Raw genomic sequence first — 14,482 nt, 5'->3', positions numbered from 1 at the left:
CACTCCTTTGGTATTGTTTTTATTGAATAACGGGGCGGGTTCTAAAATATAACAGACTCGGTAAGGCAAGCCCTACCGACAGCGCGCCTAAGATAAAGACGGTTTTTAAACCGTTACTGATCACTTGTCCGGTTAACTCTTGGCTTACCTGCGACTGCGCCGTTAATTGCACTAGGGCTATTACGGTATTAAAGGCGTAGGTCCCAGGGATCATCGGGATAATCGCCGCAACAGCATACATCAAGGGCGGCGCGAGGTGACGCTTGGCAAAGCCGATAGTGATAGTGCCGACTAAAGCCGCGGCGGCAAAGGTCGCCCATTCGATAGGCAAGCCAAATTGCAGCATTAACGTGCGGGAACTGTGTCCTATGGCGCCAGCGAGCGCGCAGTAAGGTAAGAAACGTTTCGGCACATTAAATACCATAGCAAACCCCACGGCAGGGATCGCCGAGAAAAAGGCATCGTGCAGCAGGGTCCACAGCAAGGCGATCATAGGAAGATCCCTCCGAGCTGCATTGCAATGGTAATGCCAATAACAGATGACACAGTGAGTAAGGTGGCATGACCCCAACGGGAAATTCCCACGTTCATATGGCCTTTGACCATATCAGAAATCGCATTGATCATCGGGAACCCCGGCACCAGCATCAACACACTGGCCGCCATGGCCGCCTGCGGGGTTTCGCTCAAGTGAAATACATAACCCGTCTGCGCCAGTATGCTAGTGACAAATGCCGTCACCGCAAAATTGACCAGCAAATTAAAATGCCGCTTGGCAATCGCAAGGCGCACCGACATCCCGACCGCAGAGGCAAAAAAGGTGATAACTGATGCGGCAACATCGCCATTAAACAGGTGACAAAAACTGGCGCAGGACAGGCCTATCATCAATATCACGAGATACGGCGGATAGGTCTTAGGTTCAATCCGCGCTAAGCGTTTACGCACTTCGTTGGGGCCATAGAGACCTTTTTCCGCCAACAAACAGATGCGTTGCAACTCGCAGACTATGGTCATATTGATGCCATGCTCGCGGATCCGACGCGTCGTCGTGATACAGCGACCATGTACTAAACTGGTTAACACGAGGGAATTAGAGGAGATGGAAAGCTCAACACTTGCCAATCCTAAGGCCTGACCTAGGCGCTGGCTGATTTCTTCAACTAAATCAGATTCAGCGCCGTAGGCCAGTAGCAGTTGTGCGACACGCACAACCTGCCGAGTAATATCATTTTGAGTATCTGCGTACACGGGACTCTCAAAACTTAGGGAGAGATATTATCTTTGGTAGATCACTTCTACATCGTAGTCGTCATCATCAAAGTCCTCGTCGAATTCATCGTCATAGTCTTCATTAATAGCATCAATGTTGGCTTGATGATAATTGTCCCACTTGAACTCAACCTCTGCATCTGGGTTCGCATCTTTGTCTTCTGGCGGAAGACTTTGGATGAAGTCCAGTAGCTTGGTCGCTAATTCTTTAGTGCCATCGCGGCTATAGGCAGAAATAGTGTAAACGTCACCTTCCCAACCTAATTCCTTAACAACGCGAGCGACCTTCTCTTTTAGCTCGTCTTCGAGCAACAGATCGGCCTTGTTAAAGACTAACCAACGTGGCTTGCTTGCCAATTTTGGCGAATATTTTTCAAGCTCACCGACGATCGCACGGGCAGAATCCACAGGATCTGTGCCATCAATTGGCTCGATATCGATGATATGCAACAGAATACGGCAACGTTCTAAATGCTTTAAGAAGCGAATACCTAGACCCGCACCTTCTGCCGCGCCTTCGATCAAACCAGGAATATCGGCGATCACAAAGCTTTGACCTGGGCGAGGGTTAACCACACCTAGGTTAGGTACTAATGTCGTGAAAGGGTAATCGGCAACCTTTGGTGTTGCACGTGATACTGCACGAATAAAGGTCGATTTACCCGCGTTAGGCATACCGAGCAAGCCAACATCGGCTAACAGCAGTAGCTCTAATTTCAGGCTGCGGACTTCACCCGGAGTACCTAAGGTCTTTTGACGTGGGGCACGGTTAGTACTGCTCTTAAAGCGCGTATTGCCTAAGCCGTGGAATCCACCTTTAGCCACTAATAGCTTTTGGCCATGAGTAGTTAAATCGCCGAGTACTTCCTCGGTTTCATCATCAATGGCACGAGTACCTACAGGCACTTTTAAAATCAAATCTTTACCGCTATGGCCGGTACAGTCACGGCCACGACCATTTTCACCGCGCTCAGCCATGTGAAAACGTTCAAATCGGTATTCAATCAGGGTGTTGTGGTTTTCATCGGCCTGCAGATAAACACTGCCACCATCGCCACCATCGCCACCATCAGGACCACCATCAGGGATATATTTTTCGCGTCTGAAACTAACGCAACCGCTACCGCCGTCGCCTGCTTCGACCCTAATTACTGCCTCATCGACAAACTTCATACTTACTCCTGGCATCACTGAATGAAGGAATTATACCGTTTAACTTCATCGGTCGCCAAAAAACTCGAGATACGTGCTCCAATCTTACCAGTCAACGCCCTCAATTTGATAAAGATTTACCAAACTCACCAGAAACGCAGGTAAACAGAAGCATAAAAAAACAGAAAGCCCCACCAATGGCGGGGCTTTACAGTATAAGCTAGACTCGAAGATTAAGCTTCGATGCTAATAAACTTACGGTTATTAGGACCTTTAACTTCGAATTTTACTTTACCGTCAGTCAGAGCAAACAGAGTATGGTCACGACCAATACCCACGTTTACACCAGCGTGGAATTTAGTACCACGTTGACGAACGATAATGTTACCAGCTAGAACTGATTCACCGCCAAAGCGCTTAACACCTAGACGTTTACTTTCTGAATCACGGCCGTTACGAGTAGAACCGCCAGCTTTTTTATGTGCCATGAGTTAGACTCCTATTATGCGTTGATAGCAGTAATTTTAACTTCGGTGAACCACTGACGGTGGCCCATCTTCTTATCGTGGTGCTTACGACGACGGAACTTAACAATAGTTACTTTCTCGCCACGACCATGACTTACTACTTCAGCAACGACTTTACCGCCAGCTACTAAAGGAGCACCAACGTGCACTTTTTCACCGTCGGCGATCAGTAATACTTGATCGAATTCAACAGTTGAACCAGTAGCAACTTCTAATTTTTCTAAACGAACTGTGTGGCCTGGGGCTACACGGTGTTGTTTACCACCACTTTGAAAAACAGCGTACATAGCTATTTTACTCCGATATTCCTAACACGCTGGCTCACACTATGGGAGGCAGGGCGCTACAAAAACTTTATTGACAATGGGCGCGGAGTTTACGCGAAGAATCCTTATCTGGCAAGCCCTAATTAGGAAAGAATAAAAAAAGGCCGGAATAACTCGCACATTAGTAGTGTGAGTACTGTCATATGTCGGAATTTTAGGTAAAATTCATTCTATATAACACGTGAGCCTAAAATAGAGGCCGGGTACGTAATGGCCCCACAACCAGAGTCTATTATGGATTTAAACGCTATTCGTCAACTGGCTGACACTGATATGCAAGCAGTCAATCAGCTGATCTATAAACAGCTGGAGTCAGATGTCGCCCTGATTAACCAGTTAGGTTTCTACATTATCAATGGTGGTGGTAAACGTCTTCGTCCTTTACTGTCCGTCCTCGCAGCGCGCGCCGTCGACTATCAAGGTGAAGCCCACCTTAAGCTTGCTGCGATTATTGAATTCATTCATACCGCTTCATTACTGCACGATGATGTGGTCGATGAATCGACCCTCAGACGTGGCCGCGAAACCGCAAACGCCCTCTTTGGTAACAGTGCCAGTGTATTAGTGGGTGACTTCCTTTATACCCGTTCATTCCAAATGATGACCGAGCTCGACAACATGCGCGTATTGCGAGTATTAGCCGATACCACCAACGTATTGGCCGAGGGTGAAGTGTTACAGCTGATGAACTGTAATGACCCTAATACCTCAGAAGAAAGTTATATGCGGGTCATTTACTGTAAGACCGCTAAGCTATTCGAAGCGGCCACCTTACTTGCTGCCGTTTTAGCCGGAGCCACACCAGAGCAAGAAGCGGCATTAGGCGACTATGGTAAATATTTAGGCACAGCCTTCCAGTTGACCGACGATTTGCTCGACTACACAGCTGACAGCGAAGAGTTAGGCAAAAATATTGGTGATGACCTTGCTGAAGGTAAACCGACCTTACCGCTGATCTATGCAATTGCCCATGGCACAGAAGAAGAGCAACAACTCATCCGCCAAGCGATTGAACAAGGTGATGGCACCCACGCCATTGAGAAAATTGTTGCCGCCCTGCATCACTGCGGCGCGCTGACTTACACTCAACAAAAAGCGATTGAAGAATCAAACAAGGCGATTACGGCATTGGCGGTATTACCGGACAGTGATTTCAAAACCGCATTAATCTCGCTGGCGAAAATCTCCGTTGATCGCAACCACTAATTAGCAGCGATAAATCAATAAAAAGGCCTTGCTTAGCAAGGCCTTTTTATTTTTAAGGTGTTTTACAAAACTAAACTTAAACCTGCCATTGAATTGGTGCTTCGCCCCGAGCCATCAGCAGTTGATTCACTTTAGAAAAATGCCCACAACCAAAGAATCCGCGATAAGCCGATAGCGGTGATGGATGTGGCCCAGAGAGAATTTGGTGCTGTGGCGCGGTAATCACCGCCCCTTTTTTGATGGCATGACTGCCCCAAAGTACAAAAATAATCGGCCGTTCCTGCGCATTAAGCAGCTTTAATGCCTCTGTAGTAAAGGTTTCCCAGCCCGCATTAGCGTGGGAGTGGGCTTGCCCCTGCTCAACCGTCAGCACGGTATTGAGCATTAAGATCCCCTGCTCCGCCCATTGGGTTAAATCGCCATGATTGGGAATTTGGAAGCCGGGAATATCGTTCACCAATTCTTTATACATATTGGCCAGCGATGGCGGCGGTTTAATGCCGCGCTTAACCGAGAAACACAGACCGTGGGCCTGGTCGGGACCATGGTAGGGGTCTTGGCCAATTAACACTACCCGCACTTGATCCAATGGCGTTGTCTTAAATGCATTGAACACATCCTCTTTAGGGGGATAAATCACTTTGCCCGCTTGCCGCTCTTGATTCACAAAAGCAATCAGCTGTTGGTAATAAGGTTGTGTACGTTGTTGGTCGATAAATGCCTGCCAAGTCGCCAAAATCTGTTTCTCTTGCTTAAGTTACAATGCCGTTAGCTTAAAAGTGATAGCGCGACATGACAAGCCAAGTCCGTTTTTTTATTCCCCTGTATTGATGTATCTCAAGCTAATTTACGCCTCTATGAGTCAACTTCGTATTAAACAAAGGCATCGGTTACTGTCAAAAAAACGCCCCGTATTGCGAAGGCTCAATCTAGCAAAACCACGTTTTGTACCAAGACGCTTTAACTCAGCAATAAATAATCTGCTGAGACACCACTTACTTTAACAGGGGCGTTTGTTCAAGCATTCTGCGTTAATCGTGACCACGATGACCATGACCGCGGTCATCATCCCTATCTTTACGGCGTTCATGTTTGTCGTAATGTTTGTGGTGATGTTTGTCGTGTTTATAGGTGCGGTAACGTGGTACGTACTCGTCACGATACCAGCCATCCTGAACAAAATAGACAGGACGGCCGCAGGCGCCGTAGGATGCACAGTAGCGACCCCATTTTTTCGCATGACCTGGTGGTACATGCAGATAGATGGGTTCATACACAACCCGCGACTGCTCAATGATAATAGGTTTTTCGTAAATAACCTGCGGACGAGGAAAATTACCGATATTGATCTGACCGTAAAAGTTTGGGTCGCCGATGTTAATCGACACACCTACATCTGCCGCAATGGCCGAAGATGAAGCTGCTGTGAGTAGTAAGGCTGACAGAGTGAGTTTAATAGCTTTCATGGCTTTTCTCCTGTTGATGGAGGCAGTATGCGAGTCGCTAACTGAACAGAAGATGAATTATCGCAGAGGGCTGCATTGGTTTTTTAATTCGCTTTACACTGTCATACAGACACTTTTTAGGCAAAATACCCGCATCAATAAATCAGCATCAACTTAATATTCGGCAGGACTCGGTTAAGAGTCTCTGCTTCTGTTGTGAATGCTCACCATATAGCTGAATCGCAGATAAAAAGCCCATCAATAAATACGCTAGCTAACCGTAAGCCATAGATAACGCGCTAACAATTGAGTCCGTTACAACAGATTTAGATCTCAATAGTTAAGCGTTAACGATTCCTTCCTGCTTAATTTAGGATAGAATCGCCCACCAATAAATTATTTTGAGTAAGCGCTATGACTGATACCAGCAACACCACGATTTTTGAACTTGCCGATCAATTTATTGCCTTAGCCAATCAGCTAAGCCAGCAAGAAGGTGATGTCGGTAAAGTAGGCACAGCCCTGCGTTTTGCCGCGGCCCGTTTTAACGCCTTTGAAGCCGCGATCAAATCAGCCGATTTAGGGGCCGAAAAGGACAATGCGCTCGAATGGTTTAGCGCCGAATACCGCGAAATGCTGAGTGACAACTTAGACGACCATATCGCCAATCCACCAGTGGTGCAGGAAGAAACAGCCGCAGTGGATGATTCGGTACAAATTTTTAAAGGCTGATCTCTACAGGCGACGCGTTAAAGACTGAGTCTGCATTAAAGGCCAAACATCGCCCGCCAACATCCCATAAAAAACGCCATCCTGTGATGGCGTTTTTTATCTCTGCGCATTTATCTCTGTGCATAGCGATAAGTTAGAGGGTATACACCACTCGTATTGCTAACAGAATCAATACCACACCAGAGAGTTTATCGATAAGCCCCGCTTTTTCCCGTAGCTTAGGTAATATACTCGAATGGGACAACACTAAGGCAATTAGAGTGTACCAGAGTCCATCAACCACTAACGGCGTTAGCACGATAAGGGCTTGACCCGTTAAGCTATCGGCCACCATCACAAACTGGCTAAATAACGCTAAAAAAAACAGCATAATCTTAGGATTAAAGAGGGAAATCGCGATACCATCGCGCGCAGCCGTAAGCGTATCCGTAGCCTCCCCTGCCGCAAGCTTTGCCTGCATGCCGCCATTTGAACGCAGTGCTTGGATCCCCATCCATGCCAGATAGAGCGCGCCTAAAATCGCGATCCCATTAAAAATCAACGGTGCTTTTTTCAATACAACGGCTAGGCCGAGTAGTGTCACTAACGCATAAACACCTATGCCAATCGAGTGCGCCCAAGCGCAAACAATCCCCTTGCCACGACCACCGCCCAAGGTATGACGCACGACCATAGCCAAACTCGGCCCGGGAGACATAGCGCCCAAGCAACAAATCGCCAATAGTCCTAACCAAGTACTAAAGCTCATTTTTAACCCTTTAAAGCATAAAAAGGCCCTCTATAGGGCCTTCACAGGTGTGGCAGTTTAACACTGGCCAAACAATACGGTCACTCTCATTTAGCCGCGTTAGGATGATAAAAAGCGCGGATATCTTGCACCAGTTGCGCAAGCGACGCTGGCTCTACATACATCATGTGGCCCGCCTTGTAGTAATGCATGGTGACGCGGCTATTATCTATGCCATTATCGGCAAAGGTATTTTCGGTCGCAAAGAAGGGAGTCGCAAAATCAAAATAACCGTTACCGACAAAAATACGCAGATCTTTATTCTCGCGTTGCGCCTGTCCTAAATAGGGCGCCACATTCACATAATGCATTTGTTTACCGCTGATATTCCAGTTCCAGCCACGGTTCACATCGGTGGAGAGCACGTTGAATGGACGCGATAATTTAACCCCTAAATCTTCGTATAAATATTGATGGATAGCCGCCGTATAAGCGCCATCGATACCATAACCTGAAGGGTCATTACCGGTTGAGTCACCGCCACTATCGTAATCTTTTCCTGTATAGCGACTGTCTAAACGCCCAACCGTGAGATCCTGATCCCTGAGTAACTCCTTGGTATAGCGGCTAGCACTCACCCGTAAATTCACTCGGTCGAGGTAAGACTCACTCAGGCCTATAAAACGTGCTAACTGTTTGCGCACGGCTTGATAGTCACTCGGTGCTAAACGGCTGCCTTGCAATAGGGCTAAGGCATAATCCTTGATGGCAAATTGACGTGCCTGCTCGACAAACACCTCGAGTCCTAATTCCTTGTCGGCATCGCTGACTTTATTATGATAAAACGCGGTTGCCGCCATAGTCGGTAAAAAACCAATATAGGGTTGGTTATTACCCGGTTGATAGCGAGCGTGGCTAAAATCGAGAATCGATGAAATCAGCATCACGCCATTGACTGAAATATCGGTCCAACCGCCTTGAAGTTCATCCACTAATGCTGCCGCTCGCGTCGTACCATAGCTTTCACCAGCAAGATATTTAGGCGAATTCCAACGCTTATGTTCAATCAACCAGCGGCGCATAAACTCGGCAATGGATTGGGCATCTTCTTTCACGCCCCAAAAATCGGTGCCCTTCTTCTCACCGAGGGCGCGGCTAAAACCGGTACCAACAGGGTCGATAAACACCAGATCAGACTCATCGAGCAATGAATAATCGTTGGCCTCAATCCGATAAGGCGCTGCGCCATCATCTTTGGCATCACCGGGAACAATCACGCGTTTTGGCCCAAAGAGGCCCATGTGCAGCCACAGTGAGGCAGAACCTGGGCCACCGTTGAAAATAAACGTGACAGGACGTTTACTGCTGTCCTGCACATCATCCCGTAAATACGTAATAGAAAAGATGCTCGCCTGAGGCTCACCCTTATCATCCTCTAAAATGGTTTCCCCACTAATGGCTTGATAACTGATCTTCTGATTTTGAATCGTTATTCTCTGCTTAGTGGTCACCACTTCTGGCACCAGCTTATCCACTTTACCTTCACTTTTTTTAGCAGGCTCAGCGTGACCGGCCATGGACACTGTGAATAACAAGGGCAGCAACACACTTGCCCATGTCAGCCTTATGGGTGTTTGCTTTTCTCTTAGCGCTCGCATCGATTTTCCTTCCCTTCTGTTGTACTAATTTTGTCGTATTCGTATCGGTGCACCAGCTTACAAAGAGTGCTCTCTAGGCGCAAAAGCACAATTGCAACTGAATGCTTCAAAGGTTTAATCGACTTTTAAAGCATAAATTCACGCAGATTTAAGCTGTTAGCCGCTAAGATAGAATGGATTATCGGAAACTTATGTAGGCATTTATGGGCACTATCACTCTCATCAGTCTGGTCATTCTCGCATTACTCCTGGGCGCGATTGGCCTGCTAATCTGGCAACGTAGCAAAGGTAAACGCATTCCACTGGCGGTGATTTTTGTCTTAGGATTTTTCGCCGTCGGCCTAGGCGGAATTATCGGTTTTGTACACAAAGGCGAAGATTATCAAGCCTATCAAAAGCTGCAGTGGCACACGCTAGCCCCTGAAAAAATCGCGCCACTGGTTGCACAGGGTTACACAGTGTTTGTGGATATCACTTCAGACTGGTGCAGCATTTGCCAAACCAACAAGGCTGAAGTCACGCATAGGGAACAAGTGGTGAATGCACTGATGGCCGACAAGGTTATTTTGATGCAGGGAAATTGGAGCGAAGCCGATTCCACTATTGCGGGTTACATGAAGCATGAAGGCGTACCGGGCACGCCTTACAATAAGGTCTATGGCCCAAGGGCACCTAACGGCATAGTGCTGCCTTCAACACTCACCATAGATGCCGTGCTTAATGGCTTAGCCCAAGCTAAAGCACTATAAGCATTTTATTTAATTGGATTAAACCTTAAAAGACGAAGTGGTAAAGGTAAAACACTCGCGCAATAAAAAAGGCTGCATCGCAGCCTTTTTGCACACTTCAAATCAGTAGAAAGCAATCTTCCGGAAAGGTGGGCAGAAAATCACTCCGTACTCTTAACAGCCGTCTAACCCCAAAGCGCTTTTATCATTACCACTTTTCTTAAATAAACATCCTTGCGTTGCCGTGAATTTCCCAGTATTAAGGGCAAGACTTCTTATTTCATGTCAACTTAGCCAAAGATATTTATGAAACATTTTTATAACAATTTAATATTTTAAGCCAGCACTAAATACAACTTTCGGTCGATTAGAATATAAGCTTTTTATTATCAACAGCTTAATAGTCAGACCTCTAAGCTCATCTTTAAAGCATTCAATTCAATCATCACAACTTAACTCACGATATATCGCGACAGTCCTTGGCAAGTTATACTCTAGCAACTCATTCGTTTTAAGGACTCTACTGAATGACATCAACGGAACCCACCGCAATGCCCTTAGATAAACATTTTCTGCCAGAAAACCAATTACTGCTCAATGCCGTGGGTGAAGGCATTTATGGGTTCGATTTAAATGGTAATGCTGTCTTTATCAATCCCGCAGCCGAACGCATGACGGGCTGGAAAAATGAAGAATTACTCGGCAAAAATATCCATAATTGCCACCATCACAGCCATGCGGATGGCAGTCATTATCCTCAGGAGGATTGCCCCATCTACAACACGCTAAAGGATGGGATTGCAAGAGAAATCACCCACGATGTGTTTTGGCGCAAGGACGGCAGCAGCTTTCCAGTACATTACAGCTCTACGCCCGTCTATAGAGACAACAAACTTATCGGCGTAGTCGCGATATTTCGTGATATCAGCATTCAAAAACAAACCGAGCAATCGCTACGTCAAGCCTTAGCACAGGTTCAGGCGCTATCGGAACAACTTGCCAGCGAGAATCACTATCTCCAAGCCGAGTTAGCCGATAAGACCGGCGACGTGGATATTTCGGGCAGTAGTGCGGTGATCCGCCATATGATCCAGCAACTGCATATGGTGGCCAATACCGACAGTACTGTATTGATTTGTGGCGAGAATGGTACAGGCAAAGAACTGGTTGCCCGCAACTTACATCAACGGAGTCGTCGTAAAGATAAACCCATGATCAGCGTTAACTGCGCGGCGTTTTCCGCCTCTTTGTTAGAAAGTGAACTCTTTGGTCATGAAAAAGGCGCCTTTACTGGCGCGACTCAGCAGCGCAAAGGCCGCTTCGAACTCGCCCATCGAGGCACACTGTTTCTCGATGAGGTGGCCGAATTAAGTTTAGAGGCGCAATCCAAGTTACTGCGGGTGATACAGGAGCAATCCTTCGAACGGCTTGGTGGCAGTGAAACCATTAAGGTCGATATTCGCTTAGTCGCCGCCAGTCACCATGATTTACTCAAGCGCGTTGAACAGGGCTTATTCAGGATGGATCTCTATTACCGCTTGAATGTGTTCCCAATTCAAGTGCCACCACTAAGGGCAAGGCTTGAGGACATGCCCGAGCTTGTCAGCCACATTTTGCATTCCCTAAACCGCAAACTAGGGAAGAAACTGCGCGGTGTGAGCCAAAAAGGCCTACAAAAACTGATGGCCTACAGCTGGCCGGGAAATGTGCGCGAATTACAAAATATCCTCGAGCGGGAGGCCATTTTATCCCAAACGGACATTTTGCAAATCCATGCCATGCCCACGAATCACCTACAGACTCAGACTGCGGCCTCACCATTACAAACCTTGGCCGAGGCGGAAGCGCAACATATCGAACAAACATTAAAGCAGCTCAACTGGCGTATTTCGGGTCCCAATGGCGCAGCCCATGTGCTCGGAGTCCCCCCAAGCACACTCAGATCACGGATGAAAAAGTTAGGGATTTCACGTCAAACTACTAATGATTGATAGACTCAAAAAACGCGACATATCACCAATTAGCGATATATCGCGACCTGAATAAAATTACAAATAATTTTAACCATTAAATATCAATCAGTTAAATATAAATTATCTTGGCCTAATGCTTGCTATAGGGAGCCGAATCTATTTTAAGCCGTTAGGACAGCATATGCCCAAGAGTGACACCCTACAGAGTGAGAACGCAAAACGTCCCTCTGCCGAGCAATTTATCCCCATTAAAAATATCCAGGTAGGCGATAAGCCAGCACAAAAAAGCAGTGGCCAGATTCATTTCCGAGAACAGAAGGGCTATTTTCAACGCCTTAGAACCACGATGAATAGCCTGTTAGTGCTACTGTTTTTTGCCCTGCCCTTTATCTCCTTCGATGGTCGGCAAGCGATATTACTGGATGTAAGTCAGCAACAGTTCTTCTTTTTTGGCCTCACGCTCTGGCCACAGGATTTCACCTTACTCGCTTGGGTATTTATTGCCGCCGCCTTCGGGTTGTTTTTCATTACCGTGTTTTGGGGGCGCGTCTGGTGTGGCTATCTTTGCCCACAAACCGCGTGGACCTTTATGTTTGTCTGGATCGAAAGCCGGATTGAGGGCAACAGCAATAAACGTAAGTTGCTCGATAAGGCACCATGGTCTGCCGATAAAATCGGTAAAAGAAGCCTCAAACACAGCCTGTGGGGCTTAGCAGCCTTGATCACTGGTTGTGGATTTATCGGTTATTTCATCCCCGCACGCGAACTCTACTTGGATATTTTTACCGGCAATGCCGGCTTTTGGACAACCTGCTGGGTATGGTTTTTCGCGATTTGTACTTACTTAAATGCCGGCTGGATGCGCGAGCAAATGTGTTTGCACTGCTGCCCCTATGCGCGTTTTCAGGCCGTGATGTTCGATGCTAATACCAAAACCGTGACCTATGATGCCGCGCGTGGTGAAGCACGCGGTCCACGTAAACGCAAGCAAGAAACCGAACTAGGTGATTGTGTCGACTGTAATTTATGTGTCGAAGTCTGCCCTACAGGTATTGATATCCGTCAAGGCCTCCAATACGAGTGCATTAACTGCGGCGCCTGTGTCGATGCCTGTAATGAAACCATGCAAAAATTCGACTACAAACAAAACCTGATCAGCTATGTCAGCGAGAATGAATTAAAGGGCATCAGCCATTCCAACTGGCGCTCACCACGCTTTTTAGGTTATGGCGCAGCGGTGGTTATCATGTTGATTGTGATAAGTTTAGATCTCTCCAGTCGCAGTGAAATTCAGCTTAACGTGATCCGCGACAGACAGAGCCTGTACCGTGAAACCGCCGATAACAAAGTTGAAAATACCTACCAGCTGAAGATCCGTAATAAGACTCAGCAAACCAAGCAATATCAGCTCGCAGTCAATAGCGAAATGCCCTTTAGCTTAATTGCCGACCCGGTTATCACCCTCGCACCAGGCGAGCAATCGGATTACCCTGTGACAGTCTTAGCCGACAAGGATGCAATCCCTGCGGGACGCAAGATTATCGAATTTTCGGTCACAGATGTCAGCGAGCCTAAACAAAGCGTTAGCCAAGAAACCGGCTTCTTTAGCCCTTAGCGTAATGCGCTAGTGTGCTCGCCGATAAGCGAGCACACTGCATCACTGTTAGTCACTTCTATGAATGATGCCCGTTGGATCACTGTGGTTCGCTGGGCTTTTTTACTCACCTTATTTCGTTAAATCAGCTAAATAGCCTCAACTCGCGCCGCACAAATATGAAGTGCGTCAATTTAAAACCATAGCCTTCTAGCCACTTATCTTGCGCCTGTATTGTGCTTGCAGCTACTGCTTCAGAAGAGGCTCGGCTGTCATTTTTGCAAACCAATGTCGATTTATTATTGACGAATCACCGTATAGATCGAATACAATAAATATACGAAACATATATAAAGTATACTTATGGGCATAGTTAAAATTTCCGAAGAACTGCATGATGAGCTGAGAAAAGCCAGTTCGGTCATGTCACGTTCAATCAACTCGCAGGCGGAGTTCTGGATAAGAATTGGTATGCTGGCAGAACTGCACCCGCAACTCTCCTTTAATCAGTTAGTGGCCGATCTGATGAAATCTGCGGATGTGAACCTAGCCAACGTCACTCAGGTGAAGGACATGACCGATGAATAATCAGGTGAAGATTAAATCTGCCGAAGAAATTGCGCTGATGCGTAATGCGGGACAATTATTATCTCAAGTATTTCAAATGCTTGATACCTATGTAAGCCCAGGCATCACCACCATGGACATCAACGATACGGTCGAAGCCTTTATAGTCAATGAGCTAAAATCGCGTCCCGCGAGTAAAGGTCAGTATGGCTATCAATATGTGTTGAATTCGTCCATTAACGAGGTGGTCTGCCATGGTGTGCCCTCAGCGAATGAGATCATCAAAAGCACAGATATCATTAACTTAGATATTACCCTCGAGAAAGACGGCTATATTGCCGACTCCAGTAAAATGTATGTGATGCCACAGGCGCCCGCCCCGGCCCGAAAGCTGGCAGATGTCACCTATTTAGCCATGTGGCAAGGGATCAAACAGGTTAAGCCCGGAGCCACATTGGGCGATATTGGCCATGCGATTCAACAATATGCACACTCCTTTGGTTATAGCATAGTCAAAGATTATTGCGGCCCTGGGATCGGCCAAGAAATGCATGAAGAGCCGCAAGTTCTTCACT

The 14,482-nt window shown here is 46.9% G+C and carries 16 protein-coding genes; 7 read left to right on the top strand and 9 right to left on the bottom strand.

The features are described 5' to 3' along the window. Positions 1-19 precede the first annotated feature (19 nt). The 5 genes from ACK5NH_RS04840 to rplU form a co-directional block, all read right to left on the bottom strand. On the bottom strand, positions 20-493 hold the full coding sequence (locus ACK5NH_RS04840) for a threonine/serine exporter family protein (RefSeq protein ID WP_011621694.1): 474 nt from the start codon (positions 491-493) through the stop codon (positions 20-22). Next, positions 490-1,251: a threonine/serine exporter family protein gene (locus ACK5NH_RS04835; protein WP_416918039.1), complete on the bottom strand. Its 762-nt coding sequence runs from the start codon at positions 1,249-1,251 to the stop codon at positions 490-492. Before ACK5NH_RS04835 ends, ACK5NH_RS04840 begins: the two co-directional genes overlap by 4 nt. 27 nt (positions 1,252-1,278) lie before the next feature. Continuing rightward, complete coding sequence (gene cgtA / locus ACK5NH_RS04830) at positions 1,279-2,445, bottom strand: Obg family GTPase CgtA (protein ID WP_416918038.1); 1,167 nt, start codon at positions 2,443-2,445, stop codon at positions 1,279-1,281. A gap of 212 nt (positions 2,446-2,657) precedes the next feature. Further along, on the bottom strand, positions 2,658-2,912 hold the full coding sequence (gene rpmA, locus ACK5NH_RS04825) for a 50S ribosomal protein L27 (RefSeq protein ID WP_007650346.1): 255 nt from the start codon (positions 2,910-2,912) through the stop codon (positions 2,658-2,660). A 14-nt stretch (positions 2,913-2,926) separates the two neighbouring features. Next, the gene (rplU, locus tag ACK5NH_RS04820) at positions 2,927-3,238 is read right to left on the bottom strand and encodes a 50S ribosomal protein L21 (RefSeq protein WP_011621690.1); all 312 of its coding nucleotides are present in this window, start codon (positions 3,236-3,238) and stop codon (positions 2,927-2,929) included. A 273-nt stretch (positions 3,239-3,511) separates the two neighbouring features. Between rplU and ispB the strand changes: the two genes are divergently transcribed. After that, entirely contained in the window at positions 3,512-4,483 is a 972-nt protein-coding gene (gene ispB / locus ACK5NH_RS04815) for an octaprenyl diphosphate synthase (protein ID WP_416918082.1), read from the top strand. 76 nt (positions 4,484-4,559) lie between these two features. Here ispB and ung read toward each other — a convergent pair whose 3' ends face one another. Continuing rightward, positions 4,560-5,219: a uracil-DNA glycosylase gene (gene ung / locus ACK5NH_RS04810; protein ID WP_416918037.1), complete on the bottom strand. Its 660-nt coding sequence runs from the start codon at positions 5,217-5,219 to the stop codon at positions 4,560-4,562. Positions 5,220-5,514: 295 nt separating this feature from the next. Next, entirely contained in the window at positions 5,515-5,949 is a 435-nt protein-coding gene (locus ACK5NH_RS04805) for a hypothetical protein (protein ID WP_416918036.1), read from the bottom strand. A gap of 393 nt (positions 5,950-6,342) precedes the next feature. On the opposite strand from ACK5NH_RS04805, the gene ACK5NH_RS04800 reads away from it, so the two are divergent. Next, on the top strand, positions 6,343-6,660 hold the full coding sequence (locus ACK5NH_RS04800) for a DUF3144 domain-containing protein (protein WP_416918035.1): 318 nt from the start codon (positions 6,343-6,345) through the stop codon (positions 6,658-6,660). 133 nt (positions 6,661-6,793) lie between these two features. Here ACK5NH_RS04800 and ACK5NH_RS04795 read toward each other — a convergent pair whose 3' ends face one another. Continuing rightward, positions 6,794-7,408 (bottom strand): LysE family translocator, encoded by a 615-nt coding sequence (locus tag ACK5NH_RS04795; RefSeq protein WP_416918034.1) that lies wholly within the window; start codon positions 7,406-7,408, stop codon positions 6,794-6,796. An 86-nt stretch (positions 7,409-7,494) separates the two neighbouring features. Continuing rightward, positions 7,495-9,045, bottom strand: a complete 1,551-nt coding sequence (locus ACK5NH_RS04790) for a S10 family peptidase (RefSeq protein WP_416918033.1) — start codon at positions 9,043-9,045, stop codon at positions 7,495-7,497. Positions 9,046-9,248: 203 nt separating this feature from the next. Here ACK5NH_RS04790 and ACK5NH_RS04785 point away from each other — a divergent pair, with 203 nt between their 5' ends. The 5 genes from ACK5NH_RS04785 to map form a co-directional block, all read left to right on the top strand. Then, positions 9,249-9,794, top strand: coding sequence for a thioredoxin family protein (locus ACK5NH_RS04785; protein ID WP_416918032.1), 546 nt, complete (start codon positions 9,249-9,251; stop codon positions 9,792-9,794). 506 nt (positions 9,795-10,300) lie between these two features. Continuing rightward, positions 10,301-11,764 carry a sigma-54 interaction domain-containing protein gene (locus ACK5NH_RS04780; RefSeq protein ID WP_416918031.1) on the top strand — a complete coding sequence of 488 codons (1,464 nt, stop codon included), beginning with the start codon at positions 10,301-10,303 and terminating at the stop codon, positions 11,762-11,764. Positions 11,765-11,927: 163 nt separating this feature from the next. Beyond that, positions 11,928-13,361 carry a cytochrome c oxidase accessory protein CcoG gene (gene ccoG, locus ACK5NH_RS04775; RefSeq protein WP_416918030.1) on the top strand — a complete coding sequence of 478 codons (1,434 nt, stop codon included), beginning with the start codon at positions 11,928-11,930 and terminating at the stop codon, positions 13,359-13,361. A gap of 342 nt (positions 13,362-13,703) precedes the next feature. Further along, positions 13,704-13,928 carry a ParD-like family protein gene (locus ACK5NH_RS04770; protein ID WP_416918029.1) on the top strand — a complete coding sequence of 75 codons (225 nt, stop codon included), beginning with the start codon at positions 13,704-13,706 and terminating at the stop codon, positions 13,926-13,928. Next, on the top strand, positions 13,921-14,482 hold a 562-nt coding region (gene map / locus ACK5NH_RS04765; protein ID WP_416918028.1), incomplete at its 3' end, for a type I methionyl aminopeptidase. The genes ACK5NH_RS04770 and map, both read left to right, overlap by 8 nt.

The organism is Shewanella sp., assembly GCF_047975355.1.
Lineage (GTDB): Bacteria > Pseudomonadota > Gammaproteobacteria > Enterobacterales > Shewanellaceae > Shewanella.
The sequence above is the reverse complement of the archived record's forward strand: the minus strand, read 5'-3'. Positions and strand labels throughout refer to the sequence as shown.